Annotated in this window: 17 protein-coding genes and 1 tRNA gene; 14 read left to right on the forward strand and 4 right to left on the reverse strand. The window is 46.5% G+C overall.

The genetic code is table 11. The annotated features are described in order from the left end of the window. Nucleotides 1-3: 3 nt before the first annotated feature. Nucleotides 4-906, reverse strand: coding sequence for an SMC-Scp complex subunit ScpB (gene scpB, locus RGU72_RS10185; RefSeq protein ID WP_322119616.1), 903 nt, complete (start codon nucleotides 904-906; stop codon nucleotides 4-6). A 623-nt stretch (nucleotides 907-1,529) separates the two neighbouring features. On the opposite strand from scpB, the gene RGU72_RS10190 reads away from it, so the two are divergent. Then, nucleotides 1,530-1,805, forward strand: coding sequence for a helix-turn-helix domain-containing protein (locus RGU72_RS10190; protein ID WP_322119617.1), 276 nt, complete (start codon nucleotides 1,530-1,532; stop codon nucleotides 1,803-1,805). Nucleotides 1,806-2,794: 989 nt separating this feature from the next. On the opposite strand, the gene RGU72_RS10195 is transcribed toward RGU72_RS10190, so the two are convergent. Beyond that, nucleotides 2,795-3,013 carry a hypothetical protein gene (locus RGU72_RS10195; protein WP_322119618.1) on the reverse strand — a complete coding sequence of 73 codons (219 nt, stop codon included), beginning with the start codon at nucleotides 3,011-3,013 and terminating at the stop codon, nucleotides 2,795-2,797. 186 nt (nucleotides 3,014-3,199) lie between these two features. Between RGU72_RS10195 and RGU72_RS10200 the strand changes: the two genes are divergently transcribed. The 9 genes from RGU72_RS10200 (at nucleotide 3,200) to RGU72_RS10240 (ending at nucleotide 13,783) form a co-directional block, all read left to right on the forward strand. Beyond that, complete coding sequence (locus RGU72_RS10200) at nucleotides 3,200-4,117, forward strand: hypothetical protein (RefSeq protein WP_322119619.1); 918 nt, start codon at nucleotides 3,200-3,202, stop codon at nucleotides 4,115-4,117. Between the two features lie 201 nt (nucleotides 4,118-4,318). Next, nucleotides 4,319-5,689 carry an HlyD family secretion protein gene (locus RGU72_RS10205; protein WP_322119620.1) on the forward strand — a complete coding sequence of 457 codons (1,371 nt, stop codon included), beginning with the start codon at nucleotides 4,319-4,321 and terminating at the stop codon, nucleotides 5,687-5,689. 208 nt (nucleotides 5,690-5,897) lie between these two features. Beyond that, a complete protein-coding gene (locus tag RGU72_RS10210; RefSeq protein WP_322119621.1) occupies nucleotides 5,898-7,778 on the forward strand; it encodes an alpha/beta fold hydrolase in 1,881 nt (626 codons plus the stop codon). 244 nt (nucleotides 7,779-8,022) lie between these two features. Then, nucleotides 8,023-8,289, forward strand: a complete 267-nt coding sequence (locus tag RGU72_RS10215) for a hypothetical protein (protein ID WP_322119622.1) — start codon at nucleotides 8,023-8,025, stop codon at nucleotides 8,287-8,289. Nucleotides 8,290-8,418: 129 nt separating this feature from the next. Continuing rightward, a complete protein-coding gene (locus RGU72_RS10220) occupies nucleotides 8,419-9,009 on the forward strand; it encodes a CPBP family intramembrane glutamic endopeptidase (RefSeq protein WP_322119623.1) in 591 nt (196 codons plus the stop codon). Between the two features lie 29 nt (nucleotides 9,010-9,038). After that, the gene (locus RGU72_RS10225; protein WP_322119624.1) at nucleotides 9,039-9,275 is read left to right on the forward strand and encodes a cysteine peptidase family C39 domain-containing protein; all 237 of its coding nucleotides are present in this window, start codon (nucleotides 9,039-9,041) and stop codon (nucleotides 9,273-9,275) included. A 58-nt stretch (nucleotides 9,276-9,333) separates the two neighbouring features. Beyond that, the gene (gene istA / locus RGU72_RS10230; protein WP_322118258.1) at nucleotides 9,334-10,830 is read left to right on the forward strand and encodes an IS21 family transposase; all 1,497 of its coding nucleotides are present in this window, start codon (nucleotides 9,334-9,336) and stop codon (nucleotides 10,828-10,830) included. Beyond that, entirely contained in the window at nucleotides 10,823-11,653 is an 831-nt protein-coding gene (gene istB, locus RGU72_RS10235) for an IS21-like element helper ATPase IstB (RefSeq protein WP_322118259.1), read from the forward strand. Before istA ends, istB begins: the two co-directional genes overlap by 8 nt. Nucleotides 11,654-11,803: 150 nt before the next feature. Then, nucleotides 11,804-13,783 carry a peptidase domain-containing ABC transporter gene (locus RGU72_RS10240; RefSeq protein ID WP_322119625.1) on the forward strand — a complete coding sequence of 660 codons (1,980 nt, stop codon included), beginning with the start codon at nucleotides 11,804-11,806 and terminating at the stop codon, nucleotides 13,781-13,783. A 100-nt stretch (nucleotides 13,784-13,883) separates the two neighbouring features. Here RGU72_RS10240 and RGU72_RS10245 read toward each other — a convergent pair whose 3' ends face one another. Both RGU72_RS10245 and RGU72_RS10250 read right to left on the reverse strand, forming a co-directional pair. Further along, nucleotides 13,884-14,879 carry a site-specific integrase gene (locus RGU72_RS10245; protein WP_322118264.1) on the reverse strand — a complete coding sequence of 332 codons (996 nt, stop codon included), beginning with the start codon at nucleotides 14,877-14,879 and terminating at the stop codon, nucleotides 13,884-13,886. Nucleotides 14,880-15,013: 134 nt separating this feature from the next. After that, nucleotides 15,014-15,090, reverse strand: a tRNA-Met gene (locus RGU72_RS10250). A 240-nt stretch (nucleotides 15,091-15,330) separates the two neighbouring features. Between RGU72_RS10250 and RGU72_RS10255 the strand changes: the two genes are divergently transcribed. The 4 genes from RGU72_RS10255 to RGU72_RS10270 all read left to right on the forward strand — a co-directional run bounded on the left by RGU72_RS10255 (nucleotide 15,331) and on the right by RGU72_RS10270 (nucleotide 18,809). Then, nucleotides 15,331-15,900 (forward strand): NUDIX hydrolase, encoded by a 570-nt coding sequence (locus RGU72_RS10255; protein ID WP_322119626.1) that lies wholly within the window; start codon nucleotides 15,331-15,333, stop codon nucleotides 15,898-15,900. Between the two features lie 197 nt (nucleotides 15,901-16,097). Then, nucleotides 16,098-17,288 (forward strand): YbfB/YjiJ family MFS transporter, encoded by a 1,191-nt coding sequence (locus tag RGU72_RS10260; RefSeq protein WP_322119627.1) that lies wholly within the window; start codon nucleotides 16,098-16,100, stop codon nucleotides 17,286-17,288. 28 nt (nucleotides 17,289-17,316) lie between these two features. After that, nucleotides 17,317-18,045, forward strand: coding sequence for a leucyl/phenylalanyl-tRNA--protein transferase (aat, locus tag RGU72_RS10265; RefSeq protein WP_322119628.1), 729 nt, complete (start codon nucleotides 17,317-17,319; stop codon nucleotides 18,043-18,045). 41 nt (nucleotides 18,046-18,086) lie between these two features. Next, nucleotides 18,087-18,809 carry an arginyltransferase gene (locus RGU72_RS10270; RefSeq protein WP_322119629.1) on the forward strand — a complete coding sequence of 241 codons (723 nt, stop codon included), beginning with the start codon at nucleotides 18,087-18,089 and terminating at the stop codon, nucleotides 18,807-18,809. Nucleotides 18,810-18,939: the final 130 nt, after the last annotated feature.

Here is an 18,939-nt window from a genome sequence, read left to right on the forward strand (position 1 = left end):
TATTTAATTTAGGCTTGGGGGCGGGATCGATGACGCAGCATCTGGTTTAGTTTCTGATGCCAGCTCATGATTCGATGTTTCAACCGCCACATCTGAGCCTTGAGCAAAGTCGCTGTCAATATTACTTATTTCATTTTCTGGCTTGGATGTCAGCGCAGTATCAGCTACGGCGACTTCAGCCAGACTTTTTACTTCCTCTAGATCACTAGCATCGCCAGCGCTGCTAACTTCATTTTCAATCTCGTGAGCCTTTGCCCCCACAGAAACAACCTCAGTTATTTCAATACCAGCCAAAGCAGATAACTCTTGCTCTGCAAACATACCGGTTCCGAGGGCATCCAATTCCGGCGCACTCACATCAGATACATCATCTTTTTTTACTTGCTGCAAAGGAGGCAGTTGATCCAAGGAAGATAAACCCAAATCATCCAAAAATTGCTTGGTAGTCGCAAACAAACCCGGTCGTCCAGGAACATCGCGGTGGCCAATAGCTTCAATCCAACCACGATCCTCTAAAGTTTTAATCATCTGAGAAGCAACCGTGACACCGCGTATTTCCTCAATATCTCCGCGAGTAACTGGCTGTCTGTACGCAATAATGGCAAGCGTTTCCAAGGTGGCCCGTGAATATTTTGGCGGCTTTTCAGGATTCAACCTGTCGATATAAGCACGCATTTCTGGACGGCTTTGGAAGCGCCATCCGGTCGACAATCCGACTAACTCAATACCCTTATCGGACCAATCAACACGCAAATCTTCCAGCATGGATTTAATGGTGTCGGCACCAACAATTTCGCTTGATTCATCACTATCCTGAAACAGCTTCCTCATCGTATTGACGGTAAGCGGCTCATGCGCACATAGCAATGCGGTTTCGAGGACTCGCTTGGCCTCAGCAGTATTCATGCAAACTCTTTAGCACATTGATTGGTTGATCTAATTAAGTATGGAACGGCACTGAAAGAACTTCTTCAGCCAAAACCGATTCTGTAATTTTGCTGCACTTTAGGGCAGCGCATGCCATCTAGGCGGATACTTACTGTCTGACATCAACCAAAGTCAACACATTTGGTTATGCATTAATTGTGTTAATTAACTCATCAACTAAATCGACAATCGCCGAACAATTGCCGCTTGTTTGAGCGTAGCGCAGTTGATTAGAATTTCATCAATTGCGCTGATATCGGATTGTAGTCCAGAAATTCCGCACAAATCAAAAAATAATTACTGAGCCAATAAAAAAGCCACGCGAATACGTGGCTTTTTTGTTTAATTCTGGTTGCGGGGGCAGGATTTGAACCTACGACCTTCGGGTTATGAGCCCAAAACTAGAGGGGCTTAAAACAAGAATATTCAATAAAATCAACGGCATGCCATACCCTGACTTACCGCATTATACCGGAATTTACTCACTCAAGTGCAGCAAATTTGCAGCAGAAATTCCGCCGCCCGTCAGATCAAAGTAAATCCTGGTAACTGGTGCCTATACGTTTAGCAGTCATGTGATTGCTAACAACGAAACCATTCCCATGGAAGCACTTCTTTCCCCTAAAACCTTAGCAGCAGCACTAGGCATTGCCGAACAAACGATTTATAACCGTCACGCCACAGGTGGAGACTTACCTCCCGTCGTCAAACTAGGTCGCTTACTCCGCTTCCGACCAGCCGATGTACAACACTGGTTGAACCAGAAGCAGCAAGCAACGGCACCTTTAACAGCAGCTTCACCATCGCAAGCATCAAGTCCACGTCGTCGAGGCCGACCAACCAAGGCCGAACAAATTATAGCTCGCCGCAAACTATGAATTTCTAACTTACTTGTCACTTTCCGCTCGTGTGTCGCTAATTCAATATCCTAAGGCAGGGCCGACCGAAGTCGGCCCCGTGAATCAACATTCATGCTAAACATCTAGCCTTCATCTACTTGTAGTACACGGAGTACTCGCCAAAGCACCCCATGTCACATCACCTCCTGGTCGGTCGCCAAACCTTCCAGGCACATCATTTCACTTGTAAGGCTATATTATCCGGTGGTGTTTCCCAGTAGCAGATTCGCTAACTCGCCTCCACATGCCCATGCAGAGGAAAGCTCAACTATATTGACTGGTATCACCGCTTAACCATAGTGCATCCTTATTTTTTATATGCAGGTTTCCACCCTGAACAAAATAAGTATCCACGACAGGTCACCCACTTAGACAAAACGACGATGAACAGCGCATAACGTGTGCGGCACGAAATCAAACAAACGTAGTTTTCAGCTACCGACGCTTTTGGGCGCCCGCGGATGGGAGAATGTCCCGAAGACCTCATCCTTGTTTATTTGTACGTCTACCTGGACTTTTACATCACACACTTTATGCACCTCTTGAAAGCCGGTGCCCTACGTGAGTTCCCTCAGCGTAGTTTCCGACTATTACACGCATAAGCTCTCTGCTACCCCGCCTTCCGGTGGTGGACTGTCTTCCCTGGACGACTCTCCAGGCGCCTTACGGCATTTTTTCAGACAGCGGCGACTTTCGTCCGCCGACATCACTCGTGTCAAGCACTCCCGTCCAGCTTGCGCTGGATCGTTCAGGAGGTCGAGGCTGGTTACTCGATTTTTCGTTTGCCAACCTACCGCATTTCGCCTCACGGCTTATAGCGGCGGTGTTTCTGGTGGTCGCACGAATTTCATAACAAACTTCACAATAGAGAGTGGGTCGAGAGAATTGCAGCTCTCCCGCCCATCATCGCTCGGCGAGCACCTTTACGTGCACCGAGCGGTACCGGCAACTGAACTCTGGAATAGAGGTCAGCGCCTGACAAGTGAGACTGATGTGGGGTCGTTGGCGCGACCATCCCACAGCAGTAAGAAGTGAGAGTGTTGGCGCACCCGACGACCTGCATCGTCTGGAACTATTTTCTTGGAGTCCTTACCTGTGTAGGTATCGGACTTCACTAAAAAGTGTAAAACCCAAAAAATCAAAATCAAAACAAAAAAAATAAAAATTCTTTGAATTTTTTGGGACATTCATTAGAGGTGTCCGGAATACATTCCGGACACCTAGGCCAAATGCGCCTTTCCGATGATTTGGACTGCACATAAATCTATCGTTATGGCGGCGTACTACTGTTCTAAATCAACGCCTAAAAAGCAGTTCTTGAAAAAGATAAGACCGATGTCTATACGCCTAATTACTGTTTGAATGAACATCCTATGCCTAAATCTAGTGAGAACGATACCTCAGTATTAGCGCAAATCCGGCTACCGCGCAGTCAGACACAAGCCATGCGTTTACTACTCGATTACCTTAAAAGTAAGCATTATTTCTATCAAAGTGGCTGGATACGTATCGACAAATTACCTGCTTTTGCAATCGAGATGCATGCCAAAATTGGCATCGGTATGACGCGACATCAACGCGACTATGCGCGCAAACAAGGTCACTCTTGCGGCCATCTCGTCATCGTTAAACCGCTGGATCAGCGGCAGATTCAAGAGTTTGGCAAGGTTAATTTTTATGTGCTTTGGTCACAAGGCGAAGGTGAACTGGATGTTTTTCCAAAATATAAAGATGCAAGAAAACCATATCAACGCCTCTATTTTGAAACGGCAAAACGAACCGAACATGACGGCTGGGAGATCTCCCGTATTTATAAACTGACGCAGCTTGAACACCGCAAGCATGTAGCGAAGAACAGCAAAGGCGAGATGTTAGTCGATGAGGATGGTCAAGAGATAATGAGTAGCGGCGGTCGACATTTGACATGGGTCATCAGTAAAGAATCCTTTAATGAAGCCAAAGCATTGGCGAATGAATTGATTGGGCGCTTTCTGAGTAGCCACAAAAAGCTCACTCCACAGGTGGCAAATTCCATCCTCATATGGTTAGCGTACCAGCAGAAACGGCCAGGATTTTATGGGATTAACCAACAGCGATATCAACTTAAATGCATGATTTGGTCTGCATTAAAGGCTGCTGAAAACAGAAGGGATGCCGATGATGTATCGGTACAAGTACTGTTTGATAGTATTTACACGGCGCTCAAAGTGTCGCCCCCAGATAATCCTGGGCGGTCTTTGGCTTGGTCTGAAGAGACGATTGAGCAGTGGTTTCAGAACCAGCACGTCTGATTATTTCTGCAAATGAATATGAATTAGCTTCGTAAAAAATCATGGTCTCTATTAGAGCTTTTATTTAGATGGTTAATAAGTAATTAGCAAGAATAAATAAACACTTGTAAGTATTTGTAATAATTAGCTATATATAAATATTTTAATGATTAAATTAGCAATTCAAAAAGATAACTAATTACCCTAAAGATAATTATATCCATGTCGTACCAAGAACAAATATCACAGAGTCAACCCTTGTTCCGTCTGGAAGTAACAGCAAGTCACAGTCAACAATGGCTAGGCGCTATCCGTTTGGCACGACCGATTTCGGCTTGGCTGATTGCTGGTGTTGCTTTGATCGTCACGATGATTCTCATCGCCTTTATCACATTGGGTAACGTCACCAAAAAAGCCCGCGTCACAGGCATCACCCTGCCGATTGGCGGCAGTATCAGCATCAGCGCGCCCAACGCAGGTTTATTAGTCAACAGTCACGTCATAGAAGGGCAAACTGTTAGTGCAGGTCAAATACTGTTCGAGCTTTCTACTGAACGCCAGGGAGATAAAGGCGAAATCACCGCTTTGGTTGCCCAACAACTCGCCACCCGTCGGCAGACATTGGAAGCGGAACAAAGACTGCGCACAGCCCAAGCGATAGAAAAGAAACAGGCTTTAGTTCAAAGGTTGAATAACCTTACGACCGAAGCCAGTCAACTAGAACAAGAAATTGTCCTCACCCAACGTCGCCATAGCCTGGCCCAAGACAGTGTCACTAAATTCCAAACGCTGCAAAATAATGGCTATGTATCGGCGGCTCAGACCCAGCAAAAACAAGAAGACATGATTGATGTCGATACTCATTTGTCAACCCTACGTCGCAATAAGTTGCAGCTAGAGGCTAATCAACTTGCTATGCAAGCAGAGCTGAATGCTCAGGCTAATAGCTTAGCAACTGACCAGGCACAACTACAAAGAGCGGTCGCTAGCCTGCAACAAGAAATCGCAGAAAATAACAATCGTAAAACGAATCTGATCACCGCCAGCCAAGCAGGCACCATCACCACACTGACCAGTCAAATAGGCCAAACCATTAACGCAGGACAGGTATTGGCAACATTAATACCCTCATCCTCCAAGTTAGCGAAGACAACAGACACACTAGGCACAACAAAGACGACTTATACAGCGCCGCTAGAAGTTCATCTCTACGCACCCAGCCGCACCGCAGGCTTCGTCGCCAAAGGACAGCAAGTCTTGATCCGCTATCAAGCCTACCCTTATCAAAAATTTGGACTGCAAAAAGGCACCGTTACCGACATTAGCGACACTCCATTCGCACCAAATGAATTACCCCCTAATTTAGCCAGTACGATTTTGAGTAACGCCCAGCAGAATATTCAAGGCTTCAACAGTAATGAAGCCTTGTACAGAATCAAAGTCAGACTAGAAAAACAAACAATAGATGCCTACGGACAAGTGCAAAATCTAAAGTCAGGTATGACCCTAGAGGCAGACATATTGCAGGACAAACGCAAGATTTGGGAATGGATTGCAGAGCCAGTGCTGGCAGTGACTAATCGAGGGAATTGACTACCAAATATTTTTTACCAGTCTCCAACAATTAAACGAACACCATATGGTTAATAACTATTTCAATATAAAAATTATGCAAAATTCCCCAATCAAATACGTTTTCTCCTACTTCTTGAAAATTGCTATCACGATAGCTTTTAGCTCTCACACGTTTGCAATTGCTGCCGAAAAACCAAAAATTGAGTCGTTTTTCACCAATGCCGCAATGCAAAAAGTAACAATCTCCCCTGACGGAAAAATCGTCGCAATGCTCATCGAATCTCAAAGTACCGGCTATTTACAGCTATTTACAATGGATTTAGATAGCATGGCTCTAAAAATTGTTGCAGGCTTTTCAAACGCCGACGTCGGTTCTTACGACTGGGTGAATAGCCAGCGGCTAGTTTACAGCGCTGCTTTCCATGATGTGGCACAGCGTGATTTGCGTTTCTTTCCTGGATTGTTTGCGGTGAATCGTGATGGCACCGACCGTATCGAGCTAGCGAGTCCCTTTCCTGGTGAACCTCGGACGACTGGATCTAATATTCAATCACAGAAATTAACAGGTTACACCTGGCTGATATCAACGGATAAAAGTCAACAAAGTGATGATGTGTTTGTTGGTCAATTCACCTTTAGCAACATTCAGGATGTGAAAGCGGTAAAACTGCTGCGATTGAATACTAAAACCGGCAAATCAAAAAATTATTCTGGTCCAGACAGCCCTACTAATTGGCTAATAGACGAGAGCGGAACCCCGCGTATTGCTGTAAAAAATAGTAGGGGCATAGACACTATTTATTACCTTGATCCTAAAGATACCGAATGGCACAAATTAACTGAATTCTCACAATTTGATCCAAAGGGTTTCACGCCGCTCAGTTTTACGCCAGACGGTAAGCTTTACGTAATCAGCAATGCTGGAAATGATACATCCTCGTTGTATCACTATGATTTAGCCAAAAATACGATGGACAAAGAACCGCTGGTGAAATTAGACGGTTACGATTTTTCAGGTTCTTTGATTATTGATGAAAAGAAAAACCGCGTTATTGGCGTCCACCACCTTACCGATGCCAGCGGTACCACCTGGCTAGATCCTGAACTGAAAGAAGTTCAAAAAAAGATTGATGATTTGTTACCCGGTACGATCAATCGCCTTTCTTTTCCACGCGGCGGTGCGTCGACCTATGTTGTCATTTCTGCGTTCTCTGATACCCAGCCAATCAGCTATTTACTCTACAAGCGAGATACCGGCAAGCTATCGGGAATAGGTAAATCCCGCCCCGACATTGATGCTAAAGAGATGTCCAAACAAATGTTTGTGCATTATTCAGCAAAAGATGGCTTGTCAATTCCTGCCTATCTAACTTTGCCAGTAGGGCATGACAAAAAAAATCTGCCACTCATTGTGCTCGTTCATGGCGGCCCCTATGTTCGCGGCAGCCAATGGGGCTGGGATCCTGAAGTGCAATTCCTCGCGTCGCGGGGTTACGCCGTACTGCAGCCGGAATTCCGTGGCAGCAAGGGTTTTGGTACTCAACATCTTGAGGCTGGTTTCAAGCAATGGGGCTTAAAGATGCAAGAAGATATCGCCGATGGCGCCCGCTGGGCAATCGCTAATGGTTATGCTGATTCCAAGCGTATTTGCATTGCCGGCGCTAGCTATGGCGGATATGCAACGCTGATGGGGCTCGCCAAAAATCCTGAATTATTTCGCTGTGGTTTCGAGTGGGTCGGCGTCACAGATATCAATCTAATGTTCGAGTCAAGCTGGGAAAACGACATGTCGGAAGAATGGCAAAAATATGGCATGCCAGTAATGATCGGCGACAAAGTCAATGACGCAGCACAGTTAAGAGCGACCTCACCGGTCAATATCGCGGGTCAGATCAAACAACCCTTACTGATGGCTTATGGCGGGGCAGACCGACGAGTGCCGATTAAACACGGAAAAAATTTCCGCGATGCAATTGCCTCGACCAACACGCAAGTTGAATGGATACAGTACAGCGATGAAGGTCACGGCTGGCAGCTTGTTAAAAATCGTGTTGATTTCTGGAGTCATGTAGAAAAATTTTTAGAAAAAAATCTAGCGCCGGAATAAATGGAATGTGTTCAACAAAGAAAATGTCGTACCTCTCAAGATTATGAAAACTGAGCTCTGCAAGTAAGCATCTTAAGTTTTGGGTTGTCTTGATCGCAATTATTGGCAATGGACAAGTCCAATAGAAATACGGTATTTGGTATAAAAATTTAGCTTAATCAGAGCGGTGCGCAACGATATGGTTTGGTGATTACGGAAGGGCTGACCGGTTCAGTTCAATTAGAAATTAAATGGAGTAATGAAAATGAGAACACTTTTTTTAAATGAAGTTTGTACAGTAAGCGGCGGAGAAACGCAGACTGTAGTAATTCAAGGACAGGGTACAGGCTTGGTTAAAGCAATTGATCCTATGATGTTCACAGGAAATGCATGCTACGCCAGCGACAGCTATGCCAGTGGGCCAAGCGCTACGGCACCTCAACGTCCGGAAGAACTACCTTTAGGGAGAGTGCCAGGCGCTGGTTTTACCGGGGTAGCAATCAGGGTAATCGTAGGATTGCTGGCTCTGTAATAGTAACGTAAGTATGTAGTAATGTATTAAATATTAGTCTGCCCATGGATACATCAAATACATGGGCGGAATATAAAATCAAAGTCAGTTTTTGCAGTAAAAGTTCACACTTATTTTCGAAGACATTTAATGAAGCACAAGCTCAGCTCAAATTTTTGTTCATCCATTATAAAAAATACATCATTCTCTCTATTTTTAGGAGCATTGAATTGGGGATTATTTTTTGGCTTGTTCCAAATTCGGAATATCTATCACTCCTCATTCGCGATATCTTATTCTCGGTGGTGGGAACAAGCTGATGTTTATGATTCTATCGCTGCAATATCACTCGCTCCCATATTTGAGGAGCTTCTTTTTAGAAAACTTCTTCTCAATGCACTTTTAAAAAAATGCTCGAGTATCCAAGCAGTGTTAATCAGTGCCTTTCTATTCGCTTTGGCACACTACACTAATTTTTATGAAGCGAATTTCAGATTTGACTGGCTAGGCGCAATAAGTCATTTTTTTATGGGAATAGTGTTGGCTATCGTGTATTTAAAAACTAAACATATTATTTATCCCATTTTTACCCATATTTTAGAAAATTTAATTGTATTAACCCCTAAAGATTTTTTATTGCCGTCAATTATAAATAACAGTTATTTTCCTTATATTACCTTGGTATGTGCTTCTGGAATTTTGTTGATAAAGTACGCTAATGTTAGCGTAATCAATAAATAATTTCTGCAAAGCTATCTAAATTATCCTACATGAAATCCCTCCTCCAAACAGAATCGAGCGAATGCGGTTTAGCTTGCTTAGCCATGGTCGCAAGCCATTACGGCTACCACACTGATCTCGCAGATTTACGTCGTCAATTCTCGATCAGTCTTAAAGGAGCGACGTTAGCTCAATTGATGCGCCATGCGTCGGCAATGCAATTGTCCACATGTTGGCGCGCACTCAATATTGACCAGATAAACGCAGTTATACGCACTGAATATTGACCAGGTAAATTAACCTATCCTTGCAGTTTTGACTGCGAGGGAATTCAAGGTGATTACCATGGGAATGTACTCTAAGGTCAGGCGGCTGTTCTACCGAGAACGGCTATCCATTAGCGAAATTCAGCGACGAACCAGCCTGTCGCGCAATACCATCAAGAAGTGGCTTAAAGAAGCCGAAGGGACTGAGCCGAAGTATGCCCGGCCTCCGACTGTCAGTAAAATAGCTCCCTTTGCATCCCTCATTCAGTTAGCGCTACAAACCGACAGCCATCGACCTAAAAAAGAACGTCGTACTGCGCTTATGCTATTTAAGGAACTCCAGCAAGCAGGGTTCACCGGTAGCTACTCGGGTGTCAACCGTTACATTTACGCCTGGCGTGACCAAGCTGCCAAAGTCACTGGTAAATCTGCCTTCGTTCCACTGAAGTTTCAACTCGGCGAAGCATTCCAGTTTGACTGGAGTGAGGAGCTGCTTGTCATTGGTGGCATTCATCGCAAAATCCTTGTAGCACACACTAAGCTGTGCGCCAGCCGTGCCTTTTGGCTGGTGGCTTATCCGACGCAAAGCCACGAAATGCTCTTCGATGCCCATACTCGCGCCTTTACTGCCATGGGTGGTATTGCACGGCGCGGTATCTATGACAACATGAAGACCGCTGTCGATAAAGTCATGAAAGGCAAAGGTCGTATCGTCAATGCACGCTTCTTTGCAATGACAGCCCATTACTTGTTTGACCCCGACTTCTGCAATGTGGCGTCTGGCTGGGAGAAAGGTATTGTTGAGAAGAACGTCCAGGATAGTCGCCGTCGTATCTGGAACGACGCCAGACAGGAACGCTTCGGCAGCTTTGCGGAACTCAATGCATGGCTGGCGGTACGCTGCAAGTTACTCTGGAGTGAATGCCGCCATCCGGATTACCCTGAGTTGACCGTCGCCGACGTGCTGGAACATGAGCAAGCCCAACTCATGCCGATGCCAACACCCTTCGATGGCTATGTCGAACTCGTAGCACGGGTTTCTTCTACTTGCTTAGTTCATGTCCACCGTAATCGTTATTCAGTACCGTGCTATTTGGCCAATCACATGGTCAGTGTTCATCTGTATTCAGAACAGATTGCCGTCTACGCTGAGAATGAGAGGGTTGCATGTCATCTACGACTATTTGGACGTGATCAGACCAGCTATGACTGGCAGCATTACATCCTTCTGGCAGAAAGAAAGCCCGGTGTCTTACGAAACGGTGCACCCTTTGCATTGATGCCGGCGCCTTTAATCAAATTGCAAACCACCTTGCTACGCCGTGCCGGTGGTGATCGCGTCATGGCTCAAGTGTTAGCGGCTATCCCGCACCATGGCCTTGATACCGTCATTGTGGCAGTAGAACTAGTGCTGGAGTCCGGTGCAACCAGTGTTGAACACATCACTAACGTATTGGTGCGATTAAGTCAGGGCGATCGTCCTGACCCCGTCGCCACAAGCTTGCAATTAATCGAAGAGCCGGTAGCCGATGCAAGTCGCTACGACAGCTTACATCAGGAGAATCAGCATGTTTAACATCATCAGTGAACTTAAATCACTCAAGTTATATGGAATGGCAACTGCCTATACCGATTTAACAGCACAGAGTACCGCGTCCGTGAGTACATCGGAATGGCTCATTCAACACTTGTTAGAAGCGGAATCGACGGATCGAGCGATGCGTTCGATCCGTTATCAGTTGCACGTTGCCAAATTTCCGATTCATCGCCACCTAGCTGATTTCGATTTTAGCCAATCCAAAGTAGACCAAAAGCTGATCGAACAGTTGGCCACGTTAGCCTTCACAGAGGCTGCGCACAACGTGGTGCTGATTGGTGGCACTGGCACAGGTAAAAGCCATCTGGCAACAGCACTGGCGGTCTCCGGTATTACGCAACATGGAAAGCGAGTGCGCTTCTTCTCAACGATTGAACTGGTGAATGCCTTGGAATTAGAAAAGGCAGCAGGCAAACAAGGACGCATGGCCCTAAGCCTTATGCAGATGGATTTGGTGATCTTAGATGAGTTAGGTTACCTGCCATTCTCACAGGTGGGTGGTGCGTTACTGTTCCATTTACTGTCTAAACTCTACGAACGAACCAGCGTCGTCATCACGACCAACCTGACATTCTCTGAGTGGAGCAACGTCTTTGGCGATGCAAAACTGACGACTGCGTTACTGGACCGACTGACACACCATTGCCATATTATTGAAACAGGTAATGATTCCTATCGTTTCAAACATAGCAGTGCCACAGCAAAAATGCGGATTAAATCAAGAGAAAGAAGCCGGGAATTAAACAAGCCTGAGACTGAGATATCAGCAGAACCTGGTGAAGTCTCTGGGCAGGAGTTTTAGTGCTTAAGTGGCTAAATTGAGTTCAACAAATGGAGAAAACAATGCACACATAATTGATCGACAAACCTGAAACAAACTTGTATGCTCAGCAACTAAGCGCCTGGTCAATATTCAATGCGCGCAGCTGGTCAATATTGAGTGCGCGCCAACATGTCCACACGACCATTGCGCCTGGAGTTGGAGGAGTTAGATCAGTTAGCCTTGCCATGTATTTTGCATTGGAACTTAAATCACTTCGTCGTCTTAAAAAAGATCACTAAAAATTGGCAAGGCAAAGTGACTTTGTTTTTGCTCGACCCTGCGGTGGGTGAGCGCCGCGTTACTTTGCAAGAGGCATCGGCTCACTTTACGGGTGTCGCTTGCGAGTTGTCTCCAAGTGCGAGCTTTAAGCCGAAAGACGAGCGTAAAAAGATTGCTATCCGAGATTTAACCGGACACATCGTTGGCCTGCGTCGCGCCATTGTGCAAGTCATGGTACTAGCGCTGGCGCTAGAAATCTTTGCGATTACCTCCCCGTTGTTTAATCAATTTGTGGTGGATGAAGTCATTGTCAGTGGCGACCGCGAGTTACTGACGGTGCTGGTCATTGGCTTTGCTTTACTGATGGTGACTCAAACCGCGATCAGTCTGGCGCGTAGTTGGTTCTTGATGCGCTGGAGTATGGATATCAGTTTTCAATGGAGTGCTCGAGTTTTTGCGCATCTGACGCATTTACCAGTCTCTTTTTTTGAGAAGCGTCATCTGGGTGACGTGGTCTCTCGCTTTGGCAGTATTGGGGTGATCCAGAGTACGTTGACGAGTTTGTTTGTGGAGAGTGCCTTAGACGGTCTGATGGCCTTGCTGGCACTCGGCATGATGTTGTTATATAGCGTGAAGTTGTCTGCTTTGGTGATAGTGACGGTCTTGGTGTACGCCGTATTACGATGGGTGTCTTATCAGCCGTTCCGCGAGGCGTCGCAAGAACGTCTGGTGCTATCGTCCAAAGAGAGTAGCCATTTTTTAGAAACTATCCGTGCGATCTCGCCGCTGAAATTATTTGGACGGGAGGAGGAGCGTCGGGCCCGTTGGCTAAATCTCAAAATGGATGTACAAAACCGCGATATCAAGACGCAGAAGATGTCGATATTGTTCAAGATTTCTAATACCACCTTATTTGGTATTCAGAGTCTGGCTTTGTTTTATATCGGTGCTGGACAGGTGATGCAGAACGCCTTGACAGTAGGGATGCTAATGGCTTTTTCTAGTTACGCCAGCACCTTCTCAGGTCGTTTCTTTAACGTCATTGACTTGGTAGTCAACCTAAAAATGCTAGGGCTGCATAGCGAGCGCTTAGCCGATATCGTTTTAGAAGAAGCAGAAATCGATACCGTACAAGAAACCGATATGTCTCGCATACAGCCAACGATTACACTTAAAAACCTGAAATTTCGTTATGCCGAGGGGGAGCCTTGGGTGTTAGACGGGATTAATCTGACCATTCCTGCAGGACAAAGCATTGCTCTGGTTGGCCCTAGCGGTTGTGGCAAAACGACTTTATGCAAAATCATTCTAGATTTGCTTAAACCCACTGAGGGTGAAGTCTTGATTGATAATATTCCGACTAAGCAATTAGGTATAAATGCCTATCGCAAGCTAATTGGTACTGTGATGCAAGATGATGTATTGATGGCCGGCTCGATTCAGGACAACATCAGTTTTTTTGATGCACATACCAAGCAAGAACAGGTCGAGCACTGTGCTAGACAGGCGGCAATTCATGAGGATATTGCGGCCATGCCGATGGGTTATCAGACCTTGGTTGGGGACATGGGTAGTAGTTTGTCAGGAGGGCAAAAGCAGCGAGTCTTGCTAGCGCGTGCCTTGTACAAACAACCCAAGATTCTGGCATTAGATGAAGCCACGAGCCATCTGGATGTGCAGAATGAGCAAAAGGTCAATCAGGCATTGGGTACGCTGAACTTGACTCGCATTATGGTTGCACATCGACCAGAGACAATTGCCAGTGCGGAGCGCGTGGTGTCATTACAGAACGGGAAAGCGGTAGAAATACGTGCTACGTCAATCGACCGCGCTGAACTTAAGCCTGATCAATTTGAGTCGCTGGCAGAACTACAGATGTTGGTTGCCTGATTATTTCAACTAACCAAGCCAATATTCATTGGCTTGGTTTTGTTTTCTCAATGAGAAGAGTTTGAATCTCTCTTCGGCACTTATCCTAAAAAGAAGAAAGCTAATGTATTGTCTTTTGACGGATAGCTGCTACCAACTCGGCCGCAGTAGGGTTGTAATAGCGCATCGCCATTTGCAAGGTTTTCCAGCCAAAGATTTTTGCCAGTGTTGCTGCGGGTAATACTTTTGCCCATCTGGACGCCGCTTCATGGCGTAGGTCATGAAAACGTAAATTGGTTATGTCAGCATGTCGGCAAAGTCGACTAAATGCTGCAGTAACGCCATCCGTTGCCTGGAATCCCGTCAATCGGCCATGTGGATGTTGCTGGGCACTACGCAGAGCAGATTCTGCAGTGACTGACAAAGGCACATCCCGAGCAGTCCCATTCTTTGTCATATCCAAATGAATAAAATGATGAGCTAGGTCGATTTGATCCCAAGTTAAGGACACCATTTCTCCGCAACGCATACCAGTTTCGATAGCAAGTACGATTAATAAACTTAGGTCAGATGATTCTCTCTTGCGAGCAGTATCAAACAGACGTATCTCTTCATCGCCAACCAGACGACGCGAGCGGCCTCTGGGGAGTTTTGGTTTACGGATATCAGTAATCGTGTTGGCGACCGAAATTGACCAGTCACGGCGGGCTGTATTGAGTAAAGCAGAGAATACGGAAAGTTCTAGTTGTACTGTCTTCGGAGCGACTTCTTTTAGTCGCTGGTCACGGTAAGTGGAAAAGTCGACATTTTGTAGGCTGGCGAGTGGACGTAAAGCCAGAGGGTGTCGCATCAACTGCAAAAGACGGTAATTTTCTTTGACATGACCGCGCTTAGCGGGCGTTACTTCCAAGCGATAGCGTTCTAGTGCATCGCCGAGAGTCGTACTTTCTGCGGTTGAACGGTCGCTAAACTCACCACGTCGCATTTTTGCCTCGACATCTCTGGCCCAGTCGTTGGCTGCTTTGATGGTTTCTAAAGTGCGTGTTTGGGTAGGATAGCCTTTGCACCGGACAATGGCTTGATATTGATACGGACCGCGTTTATTGATCGTTGCCATACTTCTGCTCCAATTGAGGTTGAGGAACAGGGTATAGACACCGGCATTTCAAACGGAAGTGCAGCAAAATTGCAGCAATAAATCGTTTTAAATGCAAAAAGGCTTACAGCAATTCTGTAAGCCTTTGATTTTATTGGTTGCGGGGGCAGGATTTGAACCTACGACCTTCGGGTTATGAGCCCGACGAGCTGCCAGACTGCTCCACCCCGCGTCTGAGAACAACACTATATCCGATTTTGCCCTTGTCCGCAATGCCTATCTTGGATTTATAAGAGCATCGTCGATGTTGCCAGCACTTTAAAACCATTTTCACGCAATTCAGGTGTAGACAAAATTTGCCACTTTCTGTTTCAATTTTATGAATGAAGAACATCGTGACTGACGGTGATACACTCCTTAAAAATTGGTTATCAACATCATCCCATCGTCCATTCTTTTATATTTCTGTGCCATGAAATTTTGCTCCGAATGCGCCACCCCTGTTGTAATCCAGATTCCTGCTGACGACACGCGTGAACGCTTTGTCTGTCCTGCTTGCGGAACAATCCATTATCAAAATCCGAAAATGGTCGTTGGCTCCATTCCAGTCTGGGAGCAAGACGGTGAAATCAAAATCCTGCTATGCAAAAGAGCCATCGAACCTCGTCATGGCTACTGGACCTTGCCTGCAGGTTTTATGGAAAATAATGAGACTACCTCCCAGGCTGCGCAGCGGGAGACTGTAGAAGAAGCTGGTGCACATATTCAATTGCATGAATTGTTTTCAATCCTCAACGTGCCGCATGTGCATCAAGTGCACTTGTTTTATCGGGCGACACTATTAGATTTGGACTATTTGGCAGGTGTAGAAAGCTTGGAAGTCGCTCTGTTTGCAGAAAAAGATATTCCCTGGAAAGACATCGCCTTCCCCACTGTAAGCCATACGCTCAAGTTCTTCTTTGAGGATTTTGCCAAGCTCAAGTCAGGCGGCCAATATACGTTGCATGAGCATGACATTTTCAAACCTATGCGCAGCGACTGACAATGTCCAACAATTAAAAGCTAAACTCACAAAAATCTGCTTTGGTGATAGCCGATCCAGATCAAAACAATTCATCACTTAAACTTTCTAAGTAAATAATAATTTCACTTTTACTATTCAAGGCAACGCGCAATGCATGCACCCATGCATTGCTCGACATATCAAGCATTCGTAGCATCACCCAACATAGGCAAACCATGCAGCAACAGGCGGAACGTCTTAAGGTACTCAGCGCTGGTATTTTCAGTTTGATCTTAGCGGTTGGCGTGGCACGCTTTGCCTACACACCTTTGCTACCCATCATGCAAAAGCAAGCCGGACTCGGGGTATCTGAAGCCGGCTGGCTGGCGGCACTCAACTACGCCGGCTACCTAAGCGGCGCTTTAATCGCTTCGCAAATCAGTGACTTGCGGCTGAAAGACCGGCTGTACCGGATCGGCATGGTGTTTGCCGTGCTCAGTACGATCCTGATGGGGCTGAGCGATCATTTTGCCGTTTGGGCAATTTCTCGCTATGTGGCAGGTTTATGTAGCGCCGCCAGCATGTTGCTAGGGACAGGGCTGATTTTAAACTGGCTGATCCGCCACAATCATCGTAGCGAACTGGGCATACATTTTTCTGGTCTTGGAATTGGTATTGCTGGCTGCGCGGCGGCAGTCGCCGTAATGAGTCACTGGCTAGACTGGCGCGAACAATGGTTTGCTTTTGCTATGATCGGATGCCTTTTGCTAGTCCCTGCATTACGCTGGCTGCCCGCGCCGGATAGCAGCAGCTTGACCAATTCTGGCCAAAAGATGGAAGACCACCCGCCCAGCAGCTTATTTTTAAAATTATTCATGGCGGCTTATTTTTGCACTGGTGTCGGTTACGTTGTCAGTGCGACGTTTATCGTCGCCATTGTTGACCACTTGCCCGGGCTGGCGGGTAAAGGAACCATGATATTTTTGGTGATTGGTCTTGCGGCCACGCCCGCCTGCATACTGTGGGATTTGATGGCGCGCCGGACCGGTGATCTGAATGCGCTGATCCTGGCGGCGGCATTGCAAATCATCGGTATTTTGTTGCCAGTGATGGTGGGTGGACTCGCTGCATCGGTCGTGGGGGCATTGCTGTTTGGCGGTACTTTTATCGGGATGGTAAGTCTGGTATTGACGATGGCGGGACGTTACTATCCAACGCGTCCGGCAAAAATGATGGGGAAAATGACGATATCTTATGGCGTGGCACAAATCATCGCGCCTATCATTACCGCTTGGTTCGCACTACATCAAGGTAGCTACGCATCGGGTTTATATCTGGCGGCTGGCGCCCTGTCGATTGGTACCGTACTATTAATGATGTTAAAAGCCTTAGAATCGCGCGAAACTCTCCGTAAGCTACCAGCATGACTAAAGCAAATCACAGCAAACAAGCAGCATGATCCCTTGGCTAGATACTGACACCCCTTTTCCGGAAATAGAAACCGCGTTGCTAGAGATTGATGGCGCAGCTGGTTTACTGGCGGCCGGTGCAGATTTATCGCCAGAACGTTTGCTCAACGCTTACCAGCACGGCATCTTCCCCTGGTTTTCTGAAGGTCAGCCTATTTTATGGTGGTCAACTGATCCGCGCATGGTCTTAAAAGTCAGCGATTTTAAATTGTCTGACAGCCTAAAAAAGACGCTTAAAAAAATCGCCAAAGATCCGCGCTGGGAAATCCGCTTCGACAGCGCATTCGAGGAAGTTATGCGGGCATGTGCCGGTCCACGCAGAGATGGCGATGGCATCTCAACCGGTACCTGGATATCAGAAGACATCATCGCCGGCTATGTCGGATTGCATCAGCAAGGCTTTGCCCATTCGACCGAGGTCTGGCTAGACGGGCAACTGGTCGGCGGTGCATATGGTGTGTGCATCGGTCGTATGTTCTATGGTGAGTCGATGTTTGCACGGATCACCGATGCCTCTAAAATCGCTCTGGCGCACCTGGTATTTTTCTTACGTAAAAACGATGTGAAAATGATAGACTGCCAGCAACAGACTGCGCATTTAGCGTCTTTGGGCGCCAAACCGATCTCTCGCAGCGAATTTATTCTTCACTTGCAACAAGCAATAGCAATGCCGCCCATCCTGGATTGGACGACTGAAAAGTTATTTACCAAATAAGCTTGAAATGATCTGATCAAAAACGTAATGGTAAAAATGCCGTGACACAGCTGAACGAATTACCTTTTTCTAGCATACAGTTTTTTGCGACAGCGCCCTATCCATGCAGTTATCTGGATGGCTTGCAGGCGCGCTCGCAAGTCGCGACCCCGGCACATCTCATCAATGCCGATACGTATTCAGAACTGATTAAAAACGGTTTCCGCCGTAGTGGCATATTTATTTATCGCCCGCATTGTGACAACTGCCAGGCATGTACGCCGGTACGCGTCCGCGTCAATGAATTTAGCGTCAATCGTAGTCAGCGTCGCGCTAACAGCAAGCATGGCAAACTGGTCGCCCGGGTCGCCTCATTGACCTATTCGCACGAGCATTATGAGCTCTACCATCGCTACCAAAATCAGCGGCATGCCGGCGGCGGAATGGATCAGGATAGTCGTGACCAATATGCGCAGTTTTTACTGCAAAGTCGTGTCAACACTCGGTTGGTCGAGTTTCGCGACGAGCAAGATGTGCTGCGTATGGTCAGCATCATCGATATCCTGAGTGACGGCTTGTCGTCGGTCTATACCTTTTATGATCCGGATGACAGCAATGCGTCTTACGGCACCTACAATGTGCTGTGGCAAATTCAGCAATGCATAGAATTGAATTTGCCTTATCTGTATCTGGGCTACTGGATTGCCGCCAGTCCTAAGATGGCTTACAAGACCAATTTCAAACCGCTAGACGGCTTGATACAAGGTGAGTGGAAAGCTTTATGATGGGACTTACCCAACATCACCCCGGCTGCCTTACAGCATCTCGCCGAGACAAATTTTTATAAGCCTTGACAGAAACATATACTCACCCGTGTATTTTTTAACGTCCAATGATTCTCTGGACAATCAAACC

Source organism: Undibacterium sp. 5I1, from assembly GCF_034314085.1.
In the GTDB taxonomy this organism is placed as follows: Bacteria; Pseudomonadota; Gammaproteobacteria; order Burkholderiales; family Burkholderiaceae_D; genus Undibacterium.